Source organism: Streptomyces sp. NPDC030222 (assembly GCF_055573115.1).
Genome location: NZ_JBVICA010000017.1, coordinates 63,365 through 89,267, shown reverse-complemented (window position 1 = coordinate 89,267; position 25,903 = coordinate 63,365). Strand labels below are relative to the sequence as shown.

The 25,903-nt window shown below is 71.3% G+C and carries 25 protein-coding genes, 1 pseudogene and 1 riboswitch; of the genes and pseudogenes, 6 read left to right on the top strand and 20 right to left on the bottom strand.

The features are described 5' to 3' along the window. The first annotated feature begins 4 nt into the window (after positions 1-4). From ACZ4Z5_RS23510 to ACZ4Z5_RS23490, 5 genes are all read left to right on the top strand, one after another. Positions 5-496, top strand: coding sequence for an Lrp/AsnC family transcriptional regulator (locus tag ACZ4Z5_RS23510; protein WP_468265815.1), 492 nt, complete (start codon positions 5-7; stop codon positions 494-496). Then, positions 481-1,860, top strand: a complete 1,380-nt coding sequence (locus ACZ4Z5_RS23505) for an aspartate aminotransferase family protein (RefSeq protein WP_468265813.1) — start codon at positions 481-483, stop codon at positions 1,858-1,860. The genes ACZ4Z5_RS23510 and ACZ4Z5_RS23505 overlap by 16 nt, the downstream gene beginning before the upstream one ends. Positions 1,861-2,101: 241 nt before the next feature. Continuing rightward, positions 2,102-2,833 (top strand): ABC transporter ATP-binding protein, encoded by a 732-nt coding sequence (locus ACZ4Z5_RS23500; RefSeq protein ID WP_468265811.1) that lies wholly within the window; start codon positions 2,102-2,104, stop codon positions 2,831-2,833. Further along, positions 2,815-3,951, top strand: coding sequence for a hypothetical protein (locus tag ACZ4Z5_RS23495; RefSeq protein ID WP_468265809.1), 1,137 nt, complete (start codon positions 2,815-2,817; stop codon positions 3,949-3,951). The genes ACZ4Z5_RS23500 and ACZ4Z5_RS23495 overlap by 19 nt, the downstream gene beginning before the upstream one ends. Positions 3,952-4,162: 211 nt before the next feature. Further along, entirely contained in the window at positions 4,163-5,086 is a 924-nt protein-coding gene (locus tag ACZ4Z5_RS23490; RefSeq protein ID WP_468265807.1) for a DMT family protein, read from the top strand. A gap of 15 nt (positions 5,087-5,101) precedes the next feature. Here ACZ4Z5_RS23490 and ACZ4Z5_RS23485 read toward each other — a convergent pair whose 3' ends face one another. The 9 genes from ACZ4Z5_RS23485 to rpsB all read right to left on the bottom strand — a co-directional run bounded on the left by ACZ4Z5_RS23485 (position 5,102) and on the right by rpsB (position 15,069). Continuing rightward, positions 5,102-6,130, bottom strand: a complete 1,029-nt coding sequence (locus ACZ4Z5_RS23485) for an ABC transporter ATP-binding protein (protein WP_468265805.1) — start codon at positions 6,128-6,130, stop codon at positions 5,102-5,104. Then, a complete protein-coding gene (locus ACZ4Z5_RS23480; protein ID WP_468265945.1) occupies positions 6,130-7,740 on the bottom strand; it encodes an ABC transporter permease in 1,611 nt (536 codons plus the stop codon). Before ACZ4Z5_RS23480 ends, ACZ4Z5_RS23485 begins: the two co-directional genes overlap by 1 nt. 50 nt (positions 7,741-7,790) lie before the next feature. Further along, positions 7,791-8,897: a thiamine ABC transporter substrate-binding protein gene (locus tag ACZ4Z5_RS23475; protein WP_468265803.1), complete on the bottom strand. Its 1,107-nt coding sequence runs from the start codon at positions 8,895-8,897 to the stop codon at positions 7,791-7,793. Next, positions 8,893-8,997, bottom strand: a riboswitch (TPP riboswitch). It overlaps the preceding gene by 5 nt. 65 nt (positions 8,998-9,062) lie before the next feature. Then, entirely contained in the window at positions 9,063-10,172 is a 1,110-nt protein-coding gene (rlmN, locus tag ACZ4Z5_RS23470; protein ID WP_468265802.1) for a dual-specificity RNA methyltransferase RlmN, read from the bottom strand. A 422-nt stretch (positions 10,173-10,594) separates the two neighbouring features. After that, on the bottom strand, positions 10,595-11,662 hold the full coding sequence (locus ACZ4Z5_RS23465; protein ID WP_468265800.1) for a phosphatidate cytidylyltransferase: 1,068 nt from the start codon (positions 11,660-11,662) through the stop codon (positions 10,595-10,597). Then, a complete protein-coding gene (gene frr / locus ACZ4Z5_RS23460) occupies positions 11,662-12,219 on the bottom strand; it encodes a ribosome recycling factor (protein ID WP_468265798.1) in 558 nt (185 codons plus the stop codon). The genes ACZ4Z5_RS23465 and frr overlap by 1 nt, the downstream gene beginning before the upstream one ends. 138 nt (positions 12,220-12,357) lie before the next feature. After that, entirely contained in the window at positions 12,358-13,119 is a 762-nt protein-coding gene (pyrH, locus tag ACZ4Z5_RS23455) for a UMP kinase (protein WP_468265943.1), read from the bottom strand. 149 nt (positions 13,120-13,268) lie between these two features. Next, on the bottom strand, positions 13,269-14,105 hold the full coding sequence (gene tsf / locus ACZ4Z5_RS23450; RefSeq protein ID WP_468265796.1) for a translation elongation factor Ts: 837 nt from the start codon (positions 14,103-14,105) through the stop codon (positions 13,269-13,271). Positions 14,106-14,202: 97 nt separating this feature from the next. Then, a complete protein-coding gene (rpsB, locus tag ACZ4Z5_RS23445) occupies positions 14,203-15,069 on the bottom strand; it encodes a 30S ribosomal protein S2 (RefSeq protein WP_468265794.1) in 867 nt (288 codons plus the stop codon). A gap of 285 nt (positions 15,070-15,354) precedes the next feature. Here rpsB and ACZ4Z5_RS23440 point away from each other — a divergent pair. Next, a pseudogene (locus ACZ4Z5_RS23440) lies at positions 15,355-15,972 on the top strand (peptidoglycan DD-metalloendopeptidase family protein); the annotation flags it as partial. A 296-nt stretch (positions 15,973-16,268) separates the two neighbouring features. Here ACZ4Z5_RS23440 and ACZ4Z5_RS23435 read toward each other — a convergent pair. The 11 genes from ACZ4Z5_RS23435 to lepB (ACZ4Z5_RS23385) form a co-directional block, all read right to left on the bottom strand. Next, a complete protein-coding gene (locus ACZ4Z5_RS23435; RefSeq protein WP_468265941.1) occupies positions 16,269-16,826 on the bottom strand; it encodes a TetR/AcrR family transcriptional regulator in 558 nt (185 codons plus the stop codon). Between the two features lie 77 nt (positions 16,827-16,903). Next, positions 16,904-17,737, bottom strand: coding sequence for an RNA polymerase sigma factor WhiG (whiG, locus tag ACZ4Z5_RS23430; protein WP_468265792.1), 834 nt, complete (start codon positions 17,735-17,737; stop codon positions 16,904-16,906). Positions 17,738-17,978: 241 nt separating this feature from the next. Continuing rightward, positions 17,979-19,139 carry a DNA-processing protein DprA gene (dprA, locus tag ACZ4Z5_RS23425; RefSeq protein WP_468265790.1) on the bottom strand — a complete coding sequence of 387 codons (1,161 nt, stop codon included), beginning with the start codon at positions 19,137-19,139 and terminating at the stop codon, positions 17,979-17,981. 147 nt (positions 19,140-19,286) lie between these two features. Further along, the gene (locus ACZ4Z5_RS23420; protein ID WP_468265788.1) at positions 19,287-20,900 is read right to left on the bottom strand and encodes a YifB family Mg chelatase-like AAA ATPase; all 1,614 of its coding nucleotides are present in this window, start codon (positions 20,898-20,900) and stop codon (positions 19,287-19,289) included. Next, complete coding sequence (locus tag ACZ4Z5_RS23415; RefSeq protein ID WP_468265786.1) at positions 20,900-21,262, bottom strand: YraN family protein; 363 nt, start codon at positions 21,260-21,262, stop codon at positions 20,900-20,902. The genes ACZ4Z5_RS23420 and ACZ4Z5_RS23415 overlap by 1 nt, the downstream gene beginning before the upstream one ends. A gap of 84 nt (positions 21,263-21,346) precedes the next feature. After that, positions 21,347-21,655: a DUF2469 domain-containing protein gene (locus ACZ4Z5_RS23410; RefSeq protein WP_468265784.1), complete on the bottom strand. Its 309-nt coding sequence runs from the start codon at positions 21,653-21,655 to the stop codon at positions 21,347-21,349. Between the two features lie 54 nt (positions 21,656-21,709). Further along, positions 21,710-22,234 (bottom strand): NUDIX hydrolase, encoded by a 525-nt coding sequence (locus ACZ4Z5_RS23405; RefSeq protein WP_468265939.1) that lies wholly within the window; start codon positions 22,232-22,234, stop codon positions 21,710-21,712. Positions 22,235-22,462: 228 nt separating this feature from the next. Next, positions 22,463-23,194, bottom strand: a complete 732-nt coding sequence (lepB, locus tag ACZ4Z5_RS23400) for a signal peptidase I (protein WP_468265782.1) — start codon at positions 23,192-23,194, stop codon at positions 22,463-22,465. A 72-nt stretch (positions 23,195-23,266) separates the two neighbouring features. Then, entirely contained in the window at positions 23,267-24,076 is an 810-nt protein-coding gene (lepB, locus tag ACZ4Z5_RS23395) for a signal peptidase I (RefSeq protein WP_468265780.1), read from the bottom strand. Continuing rightward, positions 24,054-25,151 (bottom strand): signal peptidase I, encoded by a 1,098-nt coding sequence (gene lepB / locus ACZ4Z5_RS23390; protein WP_468265778.1) that lies wholly within the window; start codon positions 25,149-25,151, stop codon positions 24,054-24,056. Before lepB (ACZ4Z5_RS23390) ends, lepB (ACZ4Z5_RS23395) begins: the two co-directional genes overlap by 23 nt. Next, positions 25,144-25,866 (bottom strand): signal peptidase I, encoded by a 723-nt coding sequence (lepB, locus tag ACZ4Z5_RS23385; RefSeq protein ID WP_468265776.1) that lies wholly within the window; start codon positions 25,864-25,866, stop codon positions 25,144-25,146. The genes lepB (ACZ4Z5_RS23390) and lepB (ACZ4Z5_RS23385) overlap by 8 nt, the downstream gene beginning before the upstream one ends. Positions 25,867-25,903 lie beyond the last annotated feature (37 nt).

Here is a 25,903-nt window from a genome sequence, read left to right as displayed (position 1 = left end):
GGCTGTGGTCAGTCGAAGCGCAGATTCCAGGCCCGGGACCGGCTCGTCCCCGATGATCGACGCCGTCTCCCTCGCCATCATCGAACAGCTCCAGGAGGACGGGCGCCGCCCGTACGCCGCGATCGGCAAGGCCGTCGGCCTGTCCGAGGCGGCCGTACGGCAACGCGTCCAGAAGCTGCTCGACCAGGGCGTGATGCAGATCGTCGCCGTCACGGACCCGCTCACCGTGGGCCTGCGGCGCCAGGCGATGGTCGGCATCAACGTCGAGGGCGACCTCGACCCCGTGGCGGACGCGCTGACCGCCATGTCGGAAGTGGAGTACGTGGTGCTGACCGCGGGCTCCTTCGACCTGCTGGTGGAGATCGTCTGCGAGGACGACGACCACCTGCTGGAAGTGATCAACCGGCGCATCCGCACCCTCCCCGGTGTGCGCTCCACCGAGAGCTTCGTCTACCTCAAGCTCAAGAAGCAGACCTACATGTGGGGAACCCGATAGCCGTGAGCAAGGACCTCTCCAAGACCGCCTACGACCACCTGTGGATGCACTTCACCCGCATGTCGTCGTACGAGAACGCCCCCGTCCCCACCATCGTGCGCGGTGAAGGCACCTACATCTACGACGACAAGGGCAAGCGCTACCTCGACGGCCTCGCCGGCCTGTTCGTGGTCCAGGCGGGCCACGGCCGCAGGGAACTCGCCGAGGTCGCCGCCAAGCAGGCCGAGGAACTGGCGTTCTTCCCGGTGTGGTCGTACGCGCACCCGAAGGCCGTCGAGCTCGCCGAGCGGCTCGCCCAGCACGCCCCGGGCGACCTCAACAAGGTCTTCTTCACCACCGGCGGCGGCGAGGCCGTCGAGACCGCCTGGAAGCTCGCCAAGCAGTACTTCAAGCTCAAGGGCAAGCCGACCAAGTACAAGGTCATCTCCCGTGCGGTCGCCTACCACGGCACCCCGCAGGGCGCCCTGTCCATCACCGGCCTGCCGGGCCTGAAGGCGCCCTTCGAGCCGCTGGTCCCAGGCGCGCACAAGGTGCCCAACACCAACATCTACCGCGCGCCGATCCACGGCGACGACCCGGAGGCCTTCGGCCGCTGGGCCGCCGACCAGATCGAGCAGCAGATCCTCTTCGAGGGCGCCGACACCGTCGCCGCGGTCTTCCTGGAGCCGGTGCAGAACGCCGGCGGCTGCTTCCCGCCGCCGCCCGGGTACTTCCAGCGGGTCCGCGAGATCTGCGACCAGTACGACGTGCTGCTCGTCTCCGACGAGGTCATCTGTGCCTTCGGCCGCCTCGGCACGGTGTTCGCCTGCGACAAGTTCGGCTACGTGCCGGACATGATCACCTGCGCCAAGGGCATGACCTCGGGCTACTCCCCCATCGGCGCGTGCATCGTCTCCGACCGCCTGGCCGAGCCGTTCTACAAGGGTGACAACACCTTCCTGCACGGCTACACCTTCGGCGGCCACCCGGTCTCCGCGGCCGTCGGCCTCGCCAACCTCGACCTCTTCGAGCGCGAGAAGATCAACCAGCACGTGCTCGACAACGAGGGCAACTTCCTGTCGACGCTGCAGAAGCTGCACGACCTGCCGATCGTCGGCGACGTCCGCGGCAACGGCTTCTTCTACGGCATCGAGCTGGTCAAGGACAAGAACACCAAGGAGTCGTTCAACGAGGAGGAGACCGAGCGCGTCCTGTACGGCTTCCTCTCCAAGGCGCTGTTCGACGCCGGACTGTACTGCCGTGCCGACGACCGCGGCGACCCGGTCGTGCAGCTGGCCCCGCCGCTGATCTCCGACCAGTCGACGTTCGACGAGATCGAGCAGATCCTGCGGTCGGTGCTGGCGGAGGCCTGGACCAAGCTCTGATCCCCGCGCGGCACCCGTGCCGCACCCGCTCCCACCCCGTCGTCCTCCGGCGGCCGTGCGGTGCGGCCTGCGGTCCCGGACGACAGGCCCGGGTGCGTCCGTTCGAGTGAGAACGGACGCACCCGGGCCGCGTGCTTTCCGCACCCGCCGCATCCCGGTCCCTACCGTGCCAGTGACTCATCGGCCGCGATCTCGTTCCCCCGGACGGGGGACGGAATCCGATCTGAACCGAGGTGCTCGCATGGTTGCCCCGCCGGACAACGACGTGCTCTGGGCGCGCTCCCTGCACTACTCCCACAACGGGTCACCCGCACTCGCCGGCGTCTCCCTGGCCGTCCAGGAAGGTGAGATCCTCGCCGTCCGCGGCCCCCGTGGCGCCGGCAAGACGACCCTGCTGCGCTGCCTCTCCGGCCAGCTGCTCCCCGAAGAGGGCGAGGTGTGGTTCAACAGCACCCCCGTCCACACCATGGGGCCGCCGGCCCGCGAACGGCTGCGGCTCGACCGGTTCGGCTGGATCGACGCCGACCCCGGCCTCGTACCGGAGCTCACCGCCTGGGAGAACGCCGCACTGCCGCTGTTGCTGCGCGGCGCCTCCCACCGCGCCGCCCGCACCGTCGCCCTCGAATGGCTGGAGCGCCTCGACATCGGCGCCGACGCCCGGAAACGGCCGCACGACCTGCTCCACGCCCAGCGGCAGCGGGTCGCCCTCGCCCGCGCCCTCGTCACCGAGCCGTCCGTGCTGTTCGCCGACGAACCCACCGCGTGCCTGCACACCTTCGACCGGACCCTCGCGCTGCGCACCCTCACCACGGCCGCACGCTCCCACCGCATGACCGTGCTCCTGGCCACCCACGACGACGAGGTCGCCACCCTCGCCGACCGTTCCGTCACCCTGCTGGACGGCAGGCTGGTCGCCACCGGACACACCTCCGACACCGAAGGCCGGACCGTCGCGTGCTCGCTCTCCGTCTAGCCCGCGGCGCCCACCCGCTGGTGCTGTTCCGCCGGCTCCTGGTCGCCGCGGCCTCGGCCGGCACGGCGTTCCTCCTGCTGTGCGCCCTCGGACACGCCCTCGCGCACGCGGACGCCACCACGGGCTCGCTGCTGCGGCTGCTCTGGTGCATGGTGCCGCTCGCGGCCACGGTGCACCTCGCGGTCGCGGTCGCCCGCACCGACCCCGGCGCCCGGCCCGGGGCGGGGCTGCCCGTGGTCGCGGCGATGGGGCTGGGGCCGGTCAGGCAGTCGCTGTTCGCCGCCGTGAGCACCGCGCTCTCCTGTGCCGTCGGCAGCACGTCGGCCCTGCTGCTCTTCCTCCATCTGCGCGGCGACATCACCGGGCTGCCCTTCGACCGTGCCGCCGCGGAGTTCCTGGGGGCCGGGCGGCCCCTGCCGGTGCCCGCGGCACTGACCCTGGCCGGCTTGCCGCCCGCCCTCGGGGCCGTGGCCAGCGCCCTGGCGCTCCGGCCGCGCCCCGACCGAACCGGTCCCGCCCGTCTCCTCACCCCTCCGGCGGGTCTCCCCTGGGGTATGGCCCTGATCGCGGCCGGGCTGGCGATGGAGGCCGCGGTCGGCCATCTGCCGTCCGTCGACGGTCACGGCATGCGGCTGCCCTGGGGCATGCTCGCCGCCTGGGTCCCGGCCGCCGTCGGCCTGGCCCTCGTCGGCCCCGGCCTCACTCATCTGTGCGGCAGACTCCTGCAGTCGGTCCGCCCGGGAGCGGTACGCCTGCTGGCCGGCCGCACCCTCCAGGCCGAGGCCCGGCGCATCGGACCGCCCCTCGGTCTCCTCTGCGCGGTCGCCGCGGCCGCCGTCGCCGTCTCCGCCGCACACGGGGGAACAGCCGCCCGCCCCTACGGTCCCCTCTCCGCACTGGGCGCCACCGTCGTCCTCGGCTGCGCCCTCGCCACGGTCCTCACCACGGTCATCGAATCCCGGCAGGCACACGCCGCCACCCGCACGATCCTCATCCGGCACGGAGCCCCGGTGAGACTGCTGCGCACCGCGGCCACCCTCCGGGCCGCCGCGGTGCTGGTGGTCTTCGCCCCACTCACGCTGATCGTCGCGCAGCTGGCCGCGGTGCCGCTGTCGTGAGCGCACCCGGCCGCGGAGGCCGTCCCGGCCGCACTCGGCGCCGCTCGCCCACGGGCGCGGCCGCCTGAGCCACAGCCAGGACAGGCGGCCGGCAACGCCCTTGGGACGGATCCGGGACGAATCCCGGACGGGTCGGGAGGCAACGTCAGCGCCGGAACTCGCGTCTGGCATTCGGAGCAAGCATCCGAACCACGCCTGAACGGAGCTCTTGGTGCTCATCGGTCTCATCACCGCAATAGCGGCATCGATCTGCTACGGCACGGGCTCGGTCCTGCAAGCCGTCGGGTCCCGCAAGTCCGCCCGGCGCGAGGCGGCGGCGTCCTCGACGACCGGCACCACCCAGCACGGCGGACCCAGCCTCTCCTCGACCGCGAAAGCCGCGATGACCTGGGAGTTCATCGTCGGCACGATCCTGGACTTCGTGGGCTTCGGACTCGGCGCGCTCGCCGCGCGGCTGCTGCCGCTGTTCCTGTCCCAGACCGTCATCAGCGCCAATCTCGTGATCACGGCCCTGCTGAGCGTCAAGCTGCTCGGCATCCGCCTGAACGGCAAGGAGTGGACCTCCATCGCCGTGGTGTGCTCCTCCCTGGTGCTGCTGGCGACCGCGGCCGGCCCGGAGGGCAGCGGTGACACCCCGATCTCCACCCACTGGTGGCTGCTCGCCGTGTCGCTGCTGCTGATGGTCGGCGGAACGGTGGCCGTACGGCTCCTCGGCGCGAGCGCCGCGATCCTCGCCGGTCTGCTGTCCGGCCTCGGCTTCGGCGCCCTGGGCGTCGGGGTCCGCGTACTGAACGGCATCGACCCGTTCGACCTCGGAGCGCTGCTGACCGACCCCGCGCTCTACGCGATCCTCGTCTCCGGTATCGGCGGCATGTACCTCCACACCATCGCGCTCCAGATCGGCTCGGTGAACGGCGCGACTGCCGCACTGGTCGTCGGCGAAACCGTGCTCCCGGGCATGATCGGCGTGGTCTGGCTCGGCGACGCCTCCCGCCCCGGCTTCGCCTGGGCGGCGGTCGTCGGCTTCCTCCTGGCGGTGGCGGGCGCGGTGGCCGTCGCCTGGTTCGGCGAACCGGACGCCCCCGCCGGGGCACAGGAGTCCCCCCGCGAACTGGTGGGAGCCGGGCGGCCCTGACCGCGGCCGGGACGCTCAGCCCGGCAGGACCACCACTTCGGCCGGAGCGAACACGACGCCCACTCCGGCTCCGCGCTCCGGAGCGTCCCGCAGCGCGCACTCCGCCTCGATCCGCGGGCCGCCCTCGTCCGGGCGCAGCCGCACCGCGACGTGCGCGCCGCGGAACGTCCGGGACTCCACCGTGCAGTTCAGGCCCTCCGCCACGGGGACGAACCGGATGCCCCCGGGCCGTACGAGGAGGCGGCAGGGGCCCTGGGGAGCGCCACCGGGTACGGGGACCTTGCCCCACGGTGTGTCCGCGGCCTCCCCGGCGACGGTCGCCTCGACCACGTTCTCGAAACCGAGGAACCGGGCCACGAATGCGGATGCCGGCCGCTGCCACACCTCCAGCGGGCTGCCGGCCTGCTCGATCCGGCCGTCCCGCATCACCACGACGCGGTCGGCCAGGGCGAAGGCCTCGCCCTGGTCGTGGGTGACGGCGAGGACGGTGGTGCCCAGTCGCCCGAACAGACCGCGCAGTTCGACGACGAGCCGTTCCCTGAGCGTGCGGTCGAGCTGGCCGAGCGGTTCGTCCAGCATCAGCAGCCGCGGGCTGGGGGCCAGCGCACGGGCCAGCGCGACCCGTTGCTGCTCACCGCCGGACAGCTCGCCGACGGCCCGGCGTCCGGCGTCCGACAGCCCGACGAGGTCGAGCAGCTCGGCGACCCGGGCGTCCCGTTCGGCCCGGGGCAGACCGCGCATCCGCAGGCCGAAGGCGACATTGGCACCGACGTCCCGCTGCGGGAACAGCTGGTGGTCCTGGAACATCAGTCCGACGCCCCGCTTGTGCGCGGGTACTCGGGTCCGGTCGACGCCGTCGAGCAGCACCCGGCCGGAGTCGACCGGCTGGAGTCCCGCCACGGCCCGCAGCAGGGTCGACTTGCCGGAGCCGCTGGGCCCGAGGACGCAGACGATCTCGTGCTCGGCCACATCGAGCCCGACCGCGTCCAGAGCGGTCCGCGTCCCGAACCGTACGGTCACCGCGTCCAGTCGCAGCAGGCTCATCAGAACTCCCCCGTCCTGTCCGTGCGGACGCGTTCCAGCAGGAGCAGCGCCACCGCGCACACCGCCATCAGAATCGTGCTGAGGGCCATCGCCTGCCCGTAGTTGAGTTCGCCTGGCCGTCCCAGCAGCCGGGCCACGGCCACGGGTAGCGTCGGATTGTCGGGCCGGGCGATGAAGACGGTCGCCCCGAACTCGCCGAGGGAGACGGCGAACGCGAATCCGGCCGCGATCAGCAGCGCCCGGCGCACCATCGGCAGATCGACCTCGCGCCAGGCGCGCAGCGGTGAAGCGCCGAGCACGGCCGCGGCCTCGCGCAGCCGGTCGTCGACCGCGCGCAGCACGGGCAGCATGGTGCGGATGACGAAGGGCACGCCCACCAGTGCCTGGGCGAGCGGCACCAGGATCCACGAGGTGCGCAGATCGAGCGGTGGTTCGTCGAGGGTGATGAGGAAACCGAAGCCGACGGTGACGGCGGAGACCCCCAGCGGCAGCATCAGCAGGGCGTCGAAGCCGCGCACCAGCCGCCCCGCCCGGCGGGTGAGCGCCGCGGCCGCGAGCCCGCCGACGGTGACGGCGACGGCCGTCGCGGCGAGGGCGTACTGGAGCGAGTTCCAGACCGTTTCGAGGGGCGGGACCAGGAAGGTGCCGTCGGTGTCCGGCGACTGGAGGGCCCGGTAGTAGGCGAAGCCGTAGCCGTCCGGTGTGGCCAGGGAGCGTTCGACGAGCACCCCGAGCGGTACCAGGATCAGCACCGTCACGGTGGTGAGCACTCCGGCGAGCAGCGCCCACTGGCCCGCGCCGCGCGGCCGCCGTGCGGTGAGCGCCGGGTCCACCAGGCGCAGCGCGGTCTCCCTGCGCCGTACGGTCCAGCCGTGCACGAGGAGGATCACACCGACGGCCGCGAACTGCACCATGGTGAGCACGGCGGCAGTCCGTAGATCGAAGAGGTGGGCGGTCTGCCGGTAGATCTCCACCTCCAGCGTGGCGAAGGCGGGTCCGCCGAGGATCTGCACGACGCCGAAGGAGGTGAACGTGAAGAGGAAGACCATGACGGCCGCGGCGGCGACGGAGGGCGCGAGCGCGGGCAGGGTGACCCGCCGCCATGCGGTGAACCGTCCGGCGCCGAGCATCCGCGCGGCTTCCTCCTGCCGCGGGTCGAGCTGCGACCACAGGCCGCCGACGGTCCGGACGACGACGGCGTAGTTGAAGAAGGCGTGGGCCAGGAGGATGGCCCAGACGGTGGTGTCGAGCCGTACGCCCCACAGTTCGTCGAGCAGTCCGCCCCGGCCGGCGACACCGAGGAAGGCGGCGCCGACGACGACCGTGGGCAGCACGAACGGGACGGTGACGACGGCCCGCAGCACATGCTTGCCGGGGAAGTCGAGGCGGGCGAAGACCCATGCCGCGGGCAGGGCAAGCGCGAGGGTGAGCGCGGTGGAGGCGAGGGCCTGCCAGGTGGTGAACCACAGGACGTCCCGGAGACCCGGATCGGACAGCACCTCGCCGAACCGGCCGAACTGCCATCCGCCGTCCGTCCTGAGCCCGCGGCCGACGATGGCGGCCACGGGCCAGGCGAAGAAGACCGCGAAGAACGCGACGGGCAGGGCCATCAGGCCGAGTCTGCCCAGGGCGCCGCCGCCGGCCGGGGGTGCCGCCTTGGTCACTTCACCACGAGCGAGGACCACGTCTTGACCCACTGCTCACGGTTCTTCGCGATCTGCTCGGGGGCCACGGTCTCCGGCTTCGCGATCGTCACGCCGTGCTTGGTGAACAGTTCGGGCAGCGCGGCGCTCTTCACGACCGGGTTGACGAACATGTTCAGCGGCATGTCCTCCTGGAACTTCCTGCCGATGAGGAAGTCCAGCAGAGCCTTGCCGCCCGCCTCGTTCTTCGCACCCTTGAGCAGGCCGGCGAACTCGATCTGGCGGAAGCAGGTGCCGGTGGAGACCCCGGTGGGCGCCTCTGCGGGCTGCGGCTCGGAGTAGAGGACCTCTACGGGCGGGCTGGAGGCGTAGGAGACCACGAGCGGACGGTCGGCCTTGGCCTTCTTGCCTCCGGCCGAACCGGAGAACTCCTCGTTGTAGGCCTGCTCCCAGCCGTCGACGACCTTCACGCCGTTGGCCCTGAGCTTCGTCCAGTAGTCCTGCCAGCCCGAGTCGCCGTACTTCGCGACGGTGCCGAGCAGGAAGCCGAGGCCGGGCGAGGACGTCGCGGCGTTCTCGGTGACCAGCAGGTCCTTGTACTCGGGCTTGATCAGGTCGTCGAAGGACTGCGGCGGCGCGAGCTTCTTGTCGGCGAAGTACTTCTTGTCGTAGTTGACGCAGATGTCGCCGGAGTCGACGGGGGTGACCCGGTGCTCGTCCTTGTCGAGCTGGACGTCGGCGGCGACCTGGTCGAGTCCCTTGGCCTCGTACGGGGTGAAGAGGCCGTTGTCGAGGGCCCGTGAGAGCAGCGTGTTGTCGACGCCGAAGAAGACGTCGCCGCGCGGGGAGCCCTTGGTGAGGATCTCCTGGTTGAGGGCGGCACCGGCGTCGCCGCTCTTCAGGACCTTGACCGTGTAGCCGGTCTGCTTGGTGAACTCCTTCAGCACGCCGTCGGAGGCGTTGAACGAGTCGTGGCTGACCAGGGTCACGGTCTTCGACTTCGTTCCCCCGCCGGGCAACTCCCCGGAGCCGGAGGGCTTCTCCTCGCCGCAGGCGGTGAGGAGAGTGACGCCGAGGGCACCGGCGAGTGCGGTGCCGACGGCACGCCGAAGCTGGCTGTTCATGATGGTGCTGACTCCCTACGCCGGTATGACCCGGATCAGGTCCGAGGGTCTGCGGCCTCGCCGCACTCTCAGCGCTGTGTGCGCTCCCCTGTCGGAATGTTCGTTGTTCATTTGTGCGAAGGCACAGGCACGGGGCACAGTATCAGCCCCGCCGGCGGGCCCCGCTCAGCGCTCAGCCGCCGCGAGCTGCCCGCACGCCCCGTCGATCTCCTGGCCCCGGGTGTCCCGGACCGTGACCGGCACCCCGTGGGCGGCGATCGCCTCGACGAACGCCTTCTCGTCCTCCGGACGGCTCGCGGTCCACTTCGAACCGGGTGTGGGGTTGAGCGGGATCAGGTTGACGTGCACCCGCTTGCCCTTGAGCAGCCGGCCCAGCAGGTCGCCGCGCCAGGCCTGGTCGTTGATGTCACGGATCAGGGCGTACTCGATGGAGATGCGACGGCCGGACTTCTCGGCGTACTCCCACGCCGCGTCCAGCACCTCGCGCACCTTCCAGCGGGTGTTGACCGGCACGAGCGTGTCGCGCAGCTCGTCGTCCGGCGCGTGCAGCGACACGGCGAGACGGCACTTGAAGCCCTCGTCGGCGAACCGCAGCATTGCGGGCACCAGACCGACCGTGGAGACGGTGATGCCGCGCTGGGACAGGCCGAGCCCGTCGGGCTCCGGGTCGGTGAGCCGGCGGATGGCGCCGACGACCCGGTTGTAGTTGGCCAGGGGCTCGCCCATGCCCATGAAGACGATGTTGGACAGCCGCGCGGGGCCGCCCGGGATCTCCCCGTCGCGCAGGGCGCGCATCCCGTCGACGATCTGGTGCACGATCTCGGCGGTGGAGAGGTTCCGGTCCAGGCCCGCCTGGCCGGTGGCGCAGAACGGGCAGTTCATACCGCAGCCGGCCTGCGAGGAGATGCACATGGTGACCCGGTCCGGGTAGCGCATCAGCACGGACTCCACGAGGGTGCCGTCGAAGAGGCGCCACAGGGTCTTGCGGGTGGTGTCGTTGTCACAGGAGATGTGCCGCACCACGGACATCAGGTCGGGCAGCAGCTCCCCCGCGAGCCGCTCCCGGGCGGCGGCCGGGATGTCGGTCCACTCGGCCGGGTCGTGGGCGTACCGCGCGAAGTAGTGCTGGGACAGCTGCTTGGCACGGAACGGCTTCTCGCCGATCGCGGCGACGGCCTCACGGCGCTCGGCGGGCGAGAGATCGGCCAGGTGCCGCGGCGGCTTCTTGGCTCCGCGCGGCGCGACGAAGGTCAGTTCTCCCGGGGCGGGGGCCATGAGTGGTTACTCCTCAGTGCGTCGAGGCCTGGGCGTCTCCACTCCTGCGGAGCCGACGGCAGGGCGGTGCCGAAGCCGGGAGACCTCACCGGATCCTCCCCGCGGTCGCGGGGCCGAAAGGGCGCGCCGCTCATGAGCAGCGCGCCCTTCAAGAGTAACCGGCCCCTCGGCGAGCCGGTTCCGACGACGAGGAGTGCCTAGGTCGGCAGGTCCGGACGACGAGGCGGCCTCGGTCGGCCGGCCCCGACGAACAGGACGGCCCCGGACGACAGGTCCGGACGACGGGGACGGCCCCGGACGACAGGTCCCGACGAACAGGACGGCCCCGGACGACAGGTCCGGACGACGGGGACGGCCCCGGACGACAGGCCTCGACGAACAGGCCCTCGGACGGCAGGCCCCGACAATCAGGACGGCCCCGGTCAGCCTGCCCCGACGAACAGGACGAGCAGCAGCCACACCACCGGTGCCGTCGGCAGCAGGCTGTCCAGCCGGTCCATGATGCCGCCGTGACCGGGGAGCAGGCTGCCCATGTCCTTGATCCCGAGGTCCCGCTTGATCATCGACTCGCCCAGGTCCCCGAGGGTGGCGCTGGCCGCCACGGCGAGGCCCAGCAGCAGGCCCTGCCACCACGAGCCCCCGTCGATGAGGAACTGCATGCACAGCGCACCGGCGACCATCGCGAAGGCGACGGCGCCGAACAGACCCTCGCGGGTCTTCCCGGGGCTGATGCGTGGCGCCAGCTTGTGCTTGCCGAAACGCCAGCCGACGGCGTACGCACCGGTGTCGCTGACCACGGTGAGCACCAGGAACGTCAGCACCCTCTCGGGGCCGTCCCCGGCCGTCAGCATCAGCGAGACGAACGTGGCCAGGAACGGCACGTAGAACGCCGCGAAGACACCCGCCGTGACGTCCTTCAGATAGCCCTCGGGCGGCTCCGTCATCCGCCAGACGAGCACCGCGAGCGCGGTGAGCGCCATGGTGACCCAGGCGCCCTCGACTCCCCGGACGTACCCGGCGACGACCATGGCGGCGCCGCCGACGGCGAGCGGCACCAGCGGCGCCTTGATGCCCTTGCGTTCCTGGAGGCGGGAGGTCAGCTCCCACAGGCCCATGACGACGGCGACCGCTATCACGCCGACGAAGACGGCTTTGAAGACGAACAGCGAGGCGACGATGACCGCGCCGAGTCCGACGCCGACCCCTATGGCAGCACGCAGATCTCGGCCCGCCCGCTTCTTCTGCGGCGGCGTGGTGCTGGCCATGGGCTCCTGCGGCTTCTCGTCGCGGAACGGGGGGCCGCTCCGTGGAGCTGCCCCCCGGTCCCGGTGATCGTGGTCGTCGGCGTCGCGGCCTGCGTCCGGCACGATGGGCATGGCCGCAGTCTGCTGGGCCTGCTGCGCATCGTACGCGGGACCCGCCGTGGAAGGCCCCTGGTCGTGAGGCCACCGGTAGGCGGGCGTCGGGGCCCCCCACGAAGAGTCGTTCATCAGACCTCGAGGAGCTCGGCTTCCTTGTGCTTCAGCAGCTCGTCGACCTGCGCGACGTACTTCGCGGTGGTGTCGTCGAGCTCCTTCTCCGCGCGGCGGCCCTCGTCCTCGCCGACCTCGCCGTCCTTGACGAGCTTGTCGATGGCGTCCTTGGCCTTGCGGCGCACGGAACGGATGGAGACCTTGGCGTCCTCGCCCTTGCTCTTGGCGAGCTTGATGTACTCGCGGCGACGGTCCTCGGTGAGCTCGGGGAAGACCACCCGGATGATACGGCCGTCGTTGCTGGGGTTGACGCCCAGGTCCGAGTCGCGGATCGCCTGCTCGATGTTGCGCAGGGCGCTCGTGTCGAACGGGGTGATCACGGCCATCCGCGGCTCGGGAACCGCGAACGAGGCCAGCTGGTTGATCGGCGTCATCGCACCGTAGTAGTCGGCCACGATCTTGTTGAACATCGCCGGGTGCGCACGACCGGTGCGGATCGCGGCGAAGTCCTCCTTGGCGACCACGACGGCCTTCTCCATCTTCTCCTCGGCCTCGAGGAGAGTTTCTTCGATCACCACTTGCTCCTGCGTGTCTTGAGTGGGGCCCGGAGTGTCAGGCCTTGCGTCGCGTCTTCCCCTGCACGGTCTTACGCCCGGCAGGGCTTTGTCCATCCTTCGAGGGACACCCCCGGAGTCCGAGGGGCGTCCCCGGGGTCAGGACCGGGTGCCCTGGTCGCTCACAAGCGTGCCGATCTTCTCACCCTTGACGGCCCGAGCGATATTGCCCTCGGCAAGCAGCTCGAAGACCAGGATGGGGAGCTTGTTGTCCCGGCAGAGAGTGATGGCGGTGGCGTCGGCGACCTTGAGGTCGCGGGAGATCACCTCGCCGTACTCGAGGGCGTCGAACTTCACGGCGTCCGGGTTGGCCTTCGGGTCCGAGTCGTAGACCCCGTCGACTCCGTTCTTGCCCATGAGCAGGGCCTCGGCGTCGATCTCCAGCGCCCGCTGGGCCGCGGTGGTGTCCGTGGAGAAGTACGGCATGCCCATACCGGCGCCGAAGATGACGACCCGGCCCTTCTCCAGGTGCCGCACGGCACGCAGCGGGATGTAGGGCTCGGCGACCTGGCCCATGGTGATGGCGGTCTGGACCCGGGAGTCGATGCCTTCCTTCTCCAGGAAGTCCTGCAGGGCGAGGCAGTTCATGACCGTGCCCAGCATGCCCATGTAGTCGGAGCGTGCGCGGTCCATACCGCGCACCTGGAGTTCGGCGCCGCGGAAGAAGTTCCCGCCGCCGATGACGATCGCAAGCTGGGCGCCGTCACGCACCACCGCGGCGATCTCCCGGGCGATGGCATGCACCACATCGGGGTCGACGCCGAGCCCGCCGCCACCGGCGAACGCCTCACCGGAGAGCTTCAGCAGGAAGCGGCCGGCCTTCTTGCCGTCGTCGCTCTTGTCGGCCTTGTTCATGGAGATCTCCTCGTACACATACGAAGAGGCCATTGCCGGTGGGTTCAGGTGTCCCTGAGCGGCAATGGCCTCCTCGTCAGATCTGCGGTCGTCCGTAAGGTGCGCGGCCGACTGCTCCAGACCCTATCCGGGTCCGGGTCGATCGCGGTACGGACTCAGGCGCCGACGCGGATGCGGGCGAAGCCCTTCAGCGTGACACCGGCCTCGTCCAGAACCTTCTGGACGGACTTCTTGTTGTCCTTGGCGAACGCCTGCTCCAGGACGACGACCTCCTTGAAGAAGCCGTTCACCCGGCCCTCGACGATCTTCGGCAGGGCGGCCTCGGGCTTGCCCTCCTCGCGCGAGGTGGCCTCGGCGACGCGGCGCTCGTTCTCGACGGTCTCGGCCGGGACCTCGTCACGGGTGAGGTACTTCGGCGCGAAGGCGGCGATGTGCTGCGCGACGTCCTTGGCGACCTCGGCGTTCTCCTTGTCGAGCTCGACCAGGACGCCGACCTGCGGGGGCAGGTCCGGGCTGGTGCGGTGCATGTACGCGGCGACGTAGCCGCCGGAGAACTGCGCGAAGCGGTCGAGGACGATCTTCTCGCCGAGGGTCGCGTTGGCCTCGTCGACGAAGGCCTGGACGGTCTTGCCGGCCTCGATCTCGGAGCCCAGCAGGGCCTCCAGGTCGGCCGGGGAGGTCTTGGCGACGTGGGCGGCGAGGGCCTCGGCCACGGAGACGAACTTCTCGCCCTTGGCGACGAAGTCGGTCTCGCACTTCAGCTCCAGCAGGACACCGGAGGTGTTGTCGTCGGCGATGAGGGAGACCACGGCGCCGTTCTCGGCGGTGCGGCCCTCACGCTTGGCGACGCCCTTCTGGCCCTTGATGCGCAGCAGCTCGACGGCCTTGTCGACGTTGCCCTCGGCCTCGTCCAGCGCCTTCTTGCAGTCCATCATGCCGGCGCCGGTGAGCTCGCGGAGCTTCTTGACGTCAGCGGCGGTGTAGTTCGCCATGATTCTGTGAATCTCTCTCGAAGTCGAAGATCTGGAGATCTACGGGTGGACGGCGGGGGCTTGTGGCCCCCGCCGTCCCACTACCGGTCCGGTCGGGTCAGGCCTGCTCGGCGTCCGCGGCCGGCTTCTCGGCCTCGGCGGCCGGAGCCTCGGCGGCCGGGACCTCGGCGGCCGGGGCCTCCTCGGCCTTCTTGTCGCCCTCGAGCAGGTCGCGCTCCCACTCGGCCAGCGGCTCGCCGGCGGCCTTGTCGCCCTTGCCGGCCTCGGCCACGCCGGAGCGGGCCATCAGGCCCTCGGCGACGGCGTCGGCGATGACGCGGGTGAGCAGGGTGACGGAGCGGATCGCGTCGTCGTTGCCCGGGATCTTGTAGTCGACCTCGTCGGGGTCGCAGTTGGTGTCGAGGATCGCGACGACCGGGATGTGGAGCTTGCGCGCCTCACCGACGGCGATGTGCTCCTTCTTGGTGTCGACGATCCAGACGGCGCTGGGCACCTTCTGCATCTCGCGGATACCACCGAGGGTCTTCTCCAGCTTGGCCTTCTCACGGGAGAGGACCAGGAGCTCCTTCTTGGTGAGGCCGGAGGCGGCCACGTCCTCGAAGTCGATCGCCTCGAGCTCCTTCAGACGCTGAAGGCGCTTGTAGACGGTGGAGAAGTTGGTGAGCATGCCACCCAGCCAGCGCTGGTTGACGTACGGCATGCCGACGCGGGTCGCCTGCTCGGCGATGGCCTCCTGGGCCTGCTTCTTGGTGCCGACGAACATGATGGAGCCGCCGTGCGCAACGGTCTCCTTGACGAACTCGTAGGCGCGGTCGATGTACGACAGCGACTGGAGCAGGTCGATGATGTAGATGCCGTTGCGCTCCGTGAAGATGAAGCGCTTCATCTTCGGGTTCCAACGGCGGGTCTGGTGACCGAAGTGGACGCCGCTCTCCAGCAGCTCCCGCATCGTGACGACGGCCATGGCCGTACTCCTCGGAATACTCGGTTGTCGCGGCCGCCGGACGGCGGTCGCGCCTGACGCCCCGATGCGCCGTGCCGCGGAGGACCGAGAGGCGCAGCCACGCTCTTCTCGAGTTTTCGAAGGAGTGGTGGGGCGTGCGAAGTCGACCCGGTGGCCCGGGTCGCCAAATGAAGTGTACGGGACCCGTACGGTGCCGGGTGACAGCGCTGTCCACAACCGGCGAGTAGTCCACAGATCCAGGCCAAGATCCACACGCCGGCGCGGGGCGGCGGGACGGTGTGGGGCATGCGTCGTACGTCTTCCGCCCTCGTCGCGGGCCCGGTCCGCGCCCCGGTCGTCGTCCCCGTCCTCGCACCTGCTCCCGCACGGGCCCTCGCCCCGGACCGTCGGCCGGTTCTCCTGCCCGCCGCCTCCGTCCTCGTCCCGGCTTCCGTCCTCGGCCTGGTCGCCGTGCTCGTCGCCGTGCTTGTCGCCGTGCTTCTCGCGGGGGCCGCCAGGACTGCGACGGCCGCGGCGCGGGCACCCGCCGGGACGGCGACGGCCGCGGCAACAGCAACAGCAACAGCACCCATAGGAGCGACGCCCCGTACGGGGGACCGCAGCTGGCCGCTGGAAGGACGGCCTTCGGTCGTGCGGGGCTGGGCCCCTCCCGCGTCCCCGTACGGTCCGGGTCACCGCGGCGTCGACCTGGCCGCCGCCCCCGGCGACGGGGTGCTGGCCGCCGCGCCGGGACGGGTGGCCTTCGCGGGCCGGGTGGCCGGGCGCGGTGTGCTCACCATCGAGCTGTCCGGCACCGGCGACCCGCCGCTGCGCACGACGTACGAGCCGGTGCGGGCGCTGGCAGCCGAGGGCGACGAGGTCGCGGCGGGCTCTTTGGTGGGCGTGCTCGAAAGCGGACCGTTCCACTGTGCGCCCGGGTGCCTGCACTGGGGGCTGCGCCGTGGTGACGTCTACCTCGATCCGTTGACGCTGCTACCGCCCGCGATGCTGCGGAGGGGTCCGTCACGGCTGCTGCCCCTGCACGGTTTACCGCTGCCCGGCTCCGCCCGCGCGGCGGGGCCCTTCACTCTGCGGGGCGCCGGGGCGTCCATAGCGTCGACCGCTGCCGGGAGGGGTGCGCCGACGTGGCCGGAGGTGCTGTGGACGGCCGGCCTGGCAGCGGCCGTGGTGACCGGGCGGGCCTCGGCGGCGCGGAGGCGTCAGCCCCGCAGACCCCGCAGGGCGATCGCGACCGCGGCGTCCGCGATCACCTCCGGGTCCTCGGCGGCGCCGAGCTCGATACGCCGGACGGCCGCGTCGACGATCCCCTGGAGCAGCATCGCGGCCAGTCTCGGCTGCTCGTGTCCGAGGTCGCCGAGCGCCGCCACGATGATGGCGACCAGACCGCCGTGCGCGGCGCGGATCTTCTCGCGCGCACCGGCGTCCAGCTCACTGGCCGAGATGGCCACGACGGCCCGGTGACGGCGGTCCCCCACCAGCGCTAGCTGGGTCCGCACATAGGCCTCGACCTTGGCCTCGGAGGTGGTGGCCTGCTCCATCGCGGCCTCGACCTCGGCGGCCCAGACCGGGAAGTCCACGGCGCACAGCTCTTCGACGACAGCGGCGCGGGACCGGAAGTACTCGTAGACGGAGGACCGGGCGAGTCCGGTGCGCTCGGCGAGGGCGGGGAAGGTCAGGGCCTCCGTGCCGCCTTCGGACAGCAGGGTGCGGGCGGCGTCCAGCAGGGCGTCGCGCTGCATCGTGCGGTGCTCGGCCACGGAGGCCGCTCGAATCCTTGGCACCTCTCCACTCTACGGATCGGACAGGGACGATTCAGCGTTGCCGCCGAATCGGCTCAGCGGCCGACGTCGGCGAGCTTGGCCCGGAGCTGGAGCACGGACTTGGTGTGGATCTGGCTGACCCGGCTCTCGGTGACACCGAGGACGTTGCCGATCTCGGCGAGGGTGAGTCCCTCGTAGTAATAGAGGGTGACGACCGTCTTCTCACGTTCGGGCAGGGTGTTGATGGCGCGCGCGAGGAGGCGGCGCACCTCCCGGTCCTCCGCGACCTCGACGGGGTCGTCGGCGGCGGTGTCCTCCAGTGTGTCCATCAGGCTGAGGTCACCGCCCTCGCCGCCGACGTGCAGGAGCTCTTCCAGCGCGACGACGTTCGCAAGGGACAACTGGCTGAAGACGGAGTGGAGTTCCTCCAGCCCGATGCCCATCTCGGCGGCGACCTCGCTCTCCGACGGGGTGCGCCGCAACTGCGCCTCCAGCGTGGCGTAGGCGCGTTCCACGGCGCGCGCCTTCTGCCGCACCGAACGGGGGATCCAGTCCAGTGCGCGCAGTTCGTCGATCATCGCGCCGCGGATGCGGGTGATGGCGTAGGTCTCGAACTTGATGGCGCGCTCGATGTCGAACTTCTCGATGGCATCGATCAGTCCGAAGACGCCGGAGGAGACGAAGTCCGCCTGCTCCACGTTCGGCGGGAGCCCCACGCTGACGCGGCCCGCCACGTACTTCACCAGGGGTGAGTAGTGCAGGATCAGCTGCTCCCGCAGCCGCTCGTCACCCGTGGCCTTGTACGACCGCCACAGCTCGTCGAGCGACGAGGGTGCGGGCGGCCGCACCGGGCCACGGGCAGCGGGGGGCACTGCCGCGCGGTCAGACCCGGAGGTGTGCTGGGGCATGCGTTGCTTCGAGCCGTTCTGCTGTGACGTGGGCGAAGACGCCCGTCCGGACCGGAATTCTGGTGAGCGTAGCGTGACTGAGCCGTCGCGGTAGGCGAACGAGCCGGGATCGCTCCTGGGGGATGACGGGCCTGCGCCCGTGCACGGTGCCGGAGGCGGCGTGGGGTGCGCCGGCCCCGGTACCTGCGCGGGCGGGTCGGGGAGGGTCATCGCCCTCACCATTTCACCGGATCGCCCCAGGTCAAGCACCGCCCGGCGGGGCGCCCCCGGCGCGTCGCGCACCGGAGGCCAACTGCCAGGTGTCCCCGCGCCGTTCGACGAACCCCAAAGAGTGGAGTTCGTACAGCCTGCCGAGCGCTTCGTCGGCGGTCGTGCACGCTGCCCGGGCCACGGCCGCTGGGCCGATCGCGCCGCGTGCCGGAAGCGCCTCCAGGACGGCGGCCGCGGCGGGATCCAGCAGGTCCCGCGGCAGCACCGGGCCACGGCGCTCCGGAGCCACGTCCCCCATGCTGCCCACGAGTTCGATCACTTCGTCGGCGTCGGTGACCAGCGCGGCCTCCCCGCGCAGCAGTTCGTGGACCCCTGCGGAGAGACCACTGGTGACGGGCCCCGGGACGCCCATGGTGTGGCGGCCCAGTCGCTGGGCCGCGCGGGCGGTCGCGAGGGAACCGCTGCGGTATTCGGCCTCCACGACGACGGTTCCTCTGGTCAGCGCTGCGATCACCCGGTTCCGCAGGACGAACCGGCTGGGCGTGGGATGGTCGCCCGGCGGCAACTCGGCCACCAGCAGGCCCTGTTCCGCGATGCGCCCGATCAACTCCGCGTGACCGCGGGGATAGACGACGTCGACACCGGACGCCAGCACCCCCATGGTGGCTCCACCGGCGGCGAGGGCGCCCCGGTGGGCGGCTCCGTCCACACCGAAGGCGGCTCCCGACACGACGACCCAGCCCCGCTCCGCCAGCCCGGCGGCGAGTGCCGCCGCCATGTGCGCACCGTAGGCCGTGCAGGCCCGGGCGCCGACGACGGCCACGGAGCGCAGCGCCCAGAGCCGCAGTCCGGCGGGGCCGCGCAGCCACAGACCGATGGGCCCGGCGTCACCGAGGTCGTCGAGCTGTCCGGGCCATTCGGAGTCGCCGGGGCAGATGAAGCGCCCGCCGACGGCCTCGACCGCGGCGAGGTCGCGCTCGGGGTCTGCCGGCGCCGCCCGTGCCCTGAGCGACTGGATCCGGCGCGCGCTCAGGCCGGGCAGCGGCGGCGCGTCGGTGGCGGGGGCGGTGAGCCGCTGCAGCATCTCCAGGGGCCCGAGCTGTCGGAGCAGCCGCCCCGCCTTCTCGTCACCGGGCTCGACGATCCGGGTCAGGGCCGCCCGGGCGACACGCTCCTCCTCACCCGGCCCCATGCCCCGCCTCCCCGTCCCCGCACCGCGCCCGCATGCCCGGTCCCGATGCCCGGCGCCACCGGCCGCCGCCCCGCCTTCCGGGCCGCGCCGCACGGCGACGAGGAGGCCCGGCCGTCCCTCCGGTCGTCAGGCAGATGGTCGGCCGCGTCACCACGAGCCCCCCACGGGCACCGGCGCACCGTGGGAGATACCGGTGCGCAGTTCGAGGGCGAGCGCGACGTCCATGGCGTCGGGGCGGTCGTGTCCGGCGAGGTCGGCGATGGTCCAGGCGACGCGGAGCACGCGATCGAGGCCACGGGCGGTGAGCAGGCCGTACTCCAGGCCGCGTTCGGCGACGGCGAGCGCTCCCGAGGCCGCCTGCCATCGGGTGCGCAGTTCATGGCCGGGAACCTCGCTGTTGGTGGTCCAGGGCGTGTCGGCGTACCGGGCTGCGGCGCGTTCGGCGGCCCGGCGTACCCGTTCGGCGACCACGGCGGTCGGCTCGCCCGGCCCGCTGCGGCCGAGCAGGTCGTCGCGTCCCACGGGCTCGACCTCGACGCGCAGGTCGACCCGGTCGAGCAGCGGGCCGGAGAGCCGTGCCTGGTAGCGGCGGACCACCGAGGCGGGGCATTCGCATCCGTCGCCGGTGAGGGTGTGCCGACCGCAGGGGCAGGGGTTGGCCGCGAGCACCATCAGGAAACGGGCGGGCAGCCGCACCACCCCGGCGGCGCGGGCCACGACCACATGGCCCGATTCGAGCGGCTGGCGCAGGGCGTCCAGGGCCTTGCCGCTGAACTCCGGCGCCTCGTCGAGAAAGAGCACCCCGCGATGGGCGAGGGACACCGCGCCCGGACGCGGCAGGCCGTTGCCCCCTCCGACGAGTGCCTGCATCGTCGCCGAGTGGTGCGGTGCGCAGTAGGGCGCCGTGGCGATGAGCGGCTCGCCGGGCGGCAGGATTCCCGCGACCGAGTGCACCGCGGTCACCTCGAGGGATTCCCGTCTGGTGAGGGGTGGCAGGATCGCCGGCAGACGCTCTGCGATCATGGTCTTGCCCGCGCCGGGCGGCCCCGAGAGCAGCAGATGGTGGCGGCCGGCCGCGGCGACCTCCAGGGCTCTGCGCGCGAGGTGCTGCCCCGCCACGTCCGCGAGGTCCGGACGGGCCGAACCCGCGGTGGCGAGGCCGGCGCCGAGGCCCGCGCCCGGGACCAGGAGGCCGGAGAGTCCGGCGTCCGGGCGGCCCGGTTCGGCCGGCGCCTCGTCGGGCACGGGTGCGTCGGTGAGCACCGCGATCAGCTGGCGCAGGCTGCGTACGCCGAGCACGGCGACGCCGGGCACCAGGGCGGCCTCGGCCGCGGTCTGCTCGGGAACGACGACCTGCCGGTATCCGGCCTCGGCGGCGGCGAGCACGGCCGGCAGGACTCCGCGCACCGGCCGTGCCCGTCCGTCCAGTCCCAGTTCGCCGATCAGCACGAGATCGCTGATCTGTTCCGGGTCGATGCATTCGGCGGCGCCGAGGACGGCGACGGCCACGGCCAGGTCGAAGCCGCTGCCGCCCTTGGGCACGGACGCCGGGCTGAGTCCGACGGTCAGCTTCTTCTGGGGCCAGGCCGCCCCCGAATTCGTGACCGCGGCCCTGACCCGGTCCTTGCTCTCGACGAGGCTCTTGTCGGGAAGCCCCACGAGGGTGAACGCGGCCACCCCCGGTTCGAGGTCGGCCTGGACCTCGACGACCACCCCCTCGACCCCGACGAGTGCCACGGAGCATGTGCGGGCGAATCCCATCAGGCCACCCCTCGCACGTGCTCGACGAGGGGCCCGCCCCGGGTCGGCAGGACGACACCGATCAGATCGATGCGGACGCCGCCCGGTGGTGCCCCGCCGTGTTCGGCGATCCAGCGCTCAGCGAGGCCGCGCAGACGGGCCGTCTTCGCGGGCGTGAGGGCCGCCATCGGGTGTTCGAAGGTCCCATCCCGGCGGGTCTTGACCTCGCAGACGACCAGGACGTCGCCTTCCCGGGCGACGATGTCGATCTCACCGCTCCGCCCGCACCGCCAGTTGCGGGCGAGCACGGAGACGCCCTCCTCGGCCAGCCGTCGGGCCGCCACTTCCTCGCCGTACCGTCCCAATGCCCCCGTTGCGTTCATTTCGGCACCACCTCCGGCACCGACTGTGACGCACTGGATCCTCAGGAGTGGATCTTGGTGGACAACTCACCGGTTGTGGATAACTCAGCCACCCGGAAGCTCGAGGTCGGTCTTGTTCAGCTCCTCGATGTTCACGTCCTTGAACGTGAGGACACGGACCTGCTTCACGAACCTGGCCGGCCTGTACATGTCCCAGACCCAGGCGTCCGCCATGGAGACTTCGAAGAAGACCTCACCGTGCACGGAGTGCACCTGCATCTCGTAGTCGTTGGTGAGGTAGAAGCGCCGCTCGGTCTCGATCACGTATTTGAACAGGCCGACGACGTCGCGGTACTCCCGGTAGAGCTTCAGCTCCATCTCGGTCTCGTACTTCTCGAGGTCCTCGGCGCTCATGGCATGTTCCCCTTCAGCCGTGCGTCCCCCCATTGTGCGCCAGTGCCCACGGCCCTAGGCGATTTCCGGGGCCAGGACCACCGGCACTTCCGGAGGACCCTCGTCGAGCAGCGTGCGCAGCAGCTCGGCGAGCCTGGTCGGATACACCGTCTCACGCGCCGCCGACAGTTCGGCGGACGTCCACCATCTCAGGCCACCGAGACTGCGCTCCTCCAGATCGGTGAGCGCGACGGGGCCCGCCGTCTCGGTTTGTGACGTGCGCGCCAGGTAGTACCACTCTTCCTGGTCCCAGCGGCGTCCGTCGAACGGGAACGAGCAGGTCCGCCGCCACAGCAGAGGACCGAGGCGGACGTCGGTGATGCCCGTCTCCTCCGCGAGCTCCCGCAGGGCGGCCTCCTCTCGCGTCTCGTCCCCCTCGACGCCGCCACCCGGGGTGAACCACCAGTTGTCCGTGGGATCGTCCGGTTCGAAGCCGTGCAGGAGCAGAATGCGGTCCTCGGGGTCGAGGAGTACCACACGGGCCACCTTCCGGAGCCCGCCGGTCCCGCCCGGCTCCCCGGATACGCCTGTCTCCGGCAGCCCGTCGCTCACACCCGTCACCCCCGGTACACCCGTCTCCGGCAGCCCGTCGCTCACACCCGTCACCCCCGGTATGCCCGTCTCCGGCAGCCCGTCGCTCACACCCTTCACCCCCGGTACGCCCGTCTCCGGCAGCCCGCCGCTCACACCCTTCACCCCCGGTACGCCCGTCTCCGGCAGCCCGCCGGATCCTCCGGTCCAGCCGTCCCCTGCGGACCGCCCGGCGGATCAGACGGCACGGCTCGTGGCCCTTCCGCGCCCCAGTCGCCTGACGGCCGGCCCGATCCCGGCACCGCCGAAGATCAGCACCGCCCCGGCGACGACCACGCCGAGCACGAGCTTCAGCGGTCCCGGCCGGGAGACGCCTCCGGGCATGTCCGCGAAGTTGGCCGGGCGCTCCACCATCGACACGCTGGGCCAGGCCACCGCGTCCACCCGCGCCTTTACCGCGGAAACCGGGACGGTGCCCTGCGTGGAGTCGTTGAGGTGTCCGCGCGAGTCGACGGAAGTGGCCCGCTCGTCACCGAGCAGGAACAGCTTGCCCTTCGGCACGTCCGCGCTGAAACCGACGGTCGAGGCGGGGCCGCCGCCGTCGAGGTACGGCTCGTCCTGCGGGTCGCCGTTCACCGAGAGCCGGCCCTGCTTGTCGCAGCACACGATCTTGTCCCCGCCGATCCCGACGACACGCTTCAGCATCGGGACGTCGCCCCACACCTCGTTCGTGAAGACGACCACGTCGCCGCGTCGCACCTGGTCGGCGTCTATTCGCTCGGCGAGCACCTTGGAGCCGGCCTTCACGGTCGGCGTCATCGAGTCGGTGGGCACGGTGTAGGGCTGGTAGACGACCGCTCCCCAGACGAAGCCGCCGAGGAAGAGCACACAGCCGACGGCCACGGCCAGACCCGACAGCACACTGCCGAGCCGGCCGTGGCCGTCGCCCGTACGTCCTGCTCCGCCCATCCCCGCTCCTCTCCCGGCACCCGCGGTGCCTCTCGGCACACGGCCCGGAAACCGATGCTTCGGGACGGAACCCTATCCGTCGCTGCGCCCGGAGGTCAGCTGTCGCCTGCGCCACAGCACCACGGGCAGGGCACCCGCGACGCCGATCACGCCCGGCGCGGCCGCCGCTGCGGCGTTGAGGCCCGGCTGGTCGAAGGTGTCGGGCACCGGCAGCGTCGACAGGCGGTCCAGCGGCCAGGCGACGACGACGGCTCGGCCCACGACTTCGTCATTGGACACGGTGCCGTTGCCCGGCAGCTCCTGGTGGTACCGGGAGTCGAGCGAGTTCTGCCGGTGGTCGCCCATCACCCAGATCCGGCCCTCGGGCACCTTGATCGGTCCGAACGGCGAGTCGTCGCAGGGAGTGTTCCCGGGGTAGATGTACGGCTCGTCGAGCGGCTTGCCGTTGACGGTGACCTTGCCGCCCTTCTTGCACTCCACCGTGTCGCCGCCGACCGCGATGACCCGCTTGATCAGGTCCTTCTCCTCGGCGGACGGCATGAGACCGATGAAGCTCAGGAACTTCTGCACCACATTCGGCTCGGGCGTCGGGGTTCCTTCCAGCCAGCCGCCCGGATCGTGGAACACGACCACCTCACCGCGCTTGGGCTCCGACCCGAACCACGGCGTCAGCTTGTCCACCAGCACCCGGTCGCCGCGCTGGAGGGTGTTCTGCATCGAGTCCGAGGGGATCGAGAAGGCCTGGACCAGGAACGTCTTGATCAGCAGAGCGAGCAGGAGGGCGATGCCGACCAGCAGCGGCAGCTCCTTCCAGAACGAGCGCTGCTTGGGCTGTTCGTCGTCCGTTCCGGGCTCGGCCTCATCTGCGGGGTTCTCGTCCATGGCATTGGTTGGGATCTCGCCGGCGGAACCGTGGACGTGCCCGGCAGCCCTCGCGGGCCCCTCCTCCGGCTCGTCGTGTCCGGATCGTGCGCCGACCGCCAAATCCCCCACATTCACTCCTTACTCCGTACCCATGCCTGATCCGTGCAAGATGCAGGCCCACCACTCCCATAACGAGCGGGAGTTCCGCAGGGGTCGGGAGCCGGACCGTGTCGTTGTGATCCGGGGACACACTATGCGAAGCACCGAGCGTCGTGTCCGACCCCGGCCGCGCGCTCGGAACACCCGCGAAGGTGTCGGCCTCCTCCAGGCCCCGCCAGTGGTCGAACGGCCAGGCGATCACCACGGCCCGTCCGACGACGCCGTCCTCGCCGACCGTGCCCTGACCGGGCTCGTCCAGGTGGAACCGGGAGTCGGCCGAGGCGGAGCGGTGGTCGCCCAGGACGAACAGCCGTCCCTGCGGCACCCGGACCTCGAAGGGCATCTGTGAAGGTTTGCTGTCGGGGTGGATGTACGGCTCGACCAGCGGCACGCCGTTGACGGTGACACGGCCGTCCTGGTCGCAGCACCGCACCGTGTCCCCCCCGACTGCCACGACCCGCTTGATGAGGTCCTGCTCGTCGTCCGAGGGCAACAGACCGATGAAGGCCAGGGCGGCCTTGGCCTGCTTGACGACCACCGGGTCCTCCTCGCCGTCGAGCTGTTCGTCCTCCAGCCAACCGCCGGGGTCCCTGAACACGACGACGTCGCCGCGCTGCGGCTTCGTCCCGAACCACGGGGTCAGCTTGTCGACCAGCACCCGGTCGCCGATCTGGATCGTCTGCTCCATCGAACCCGAGGGAATGACGAACGCCTGTACCAGGAAGGTCTTGAGGACCAGCGCGATGAGCAGCGCCACTCCGATGAGCAGCGGCACTTCCTTGACCGTGGACCGGCGTCGGCGCCGCTTCACCTTGCGGGCCAGCTTGCGCCGTTCGGCGCGGCCGGGCATCGGGCGCGGACCGGTGGGCCGCATCCCGTTCGGCAGCACATCGTCCAGGGGGACCGCGGTGCGCGGCTTGCCCCGGCTACCCATGGGCACCTCCAGGGACCGGCACGTCCTCGAAGACGCCGGTGGGGGAAAGACCCCCGGCGCGGCCGTGGGGCCAGGCGATCCAGTCGGCCCGGCCGAGGACCCTGTCGAGCGGCACCATCCCGCCGCCGGGCTCGCCGAGGTGGTCGCGCGAGTCGCTCGACCTGCTGCGGTGGTCGCCCATCACCCACAGCGTGCCGGACGGGACGACGACGTCGAAGGGCACCTCGGAGGGAGTGTCTCCCGGATACAGGTACTCCTCGTCCACAGCTCTGCCGTTCACCTGGATCCTCCCCCGTTCGTCACAGCAGGCCACGCGGTCGCCGCCCACGCCCACGACGCGTTTCACGAAGTCGATGCCGGTGGTCCCGCTCCGTGCGAAGGAGTCCTCGCCGTCGAACACGACCACGTCACCGCGTTGCGGCCCGGAACCGAAACGGTACGCCAGCTTGTTGACGAGCACCCGGTCTCCGACCTGGAGCGTGGGCTCCATGGAGACGCTGGGGATCTGGAAGGGCTGCACCACGAACGTGGTGACCAGCAGCAATACGGTCAGGAGCCCGGTGACGAGCACCACAAACGTGCGGAAGGACACCAGGAGCCGGCCGGCCGGACCACCCGGACGGCTGACCGAACGCACCGAGCGCGACCCCTCTCCCTCCCCGCTGGGGGATCCGGGAGAGCGGTCGCGCTCGGTGGCTGGTGCTTCGGTGTCCATCACAGGGAGCCTATCCGGCCTCCCTGTGGAACGGAGC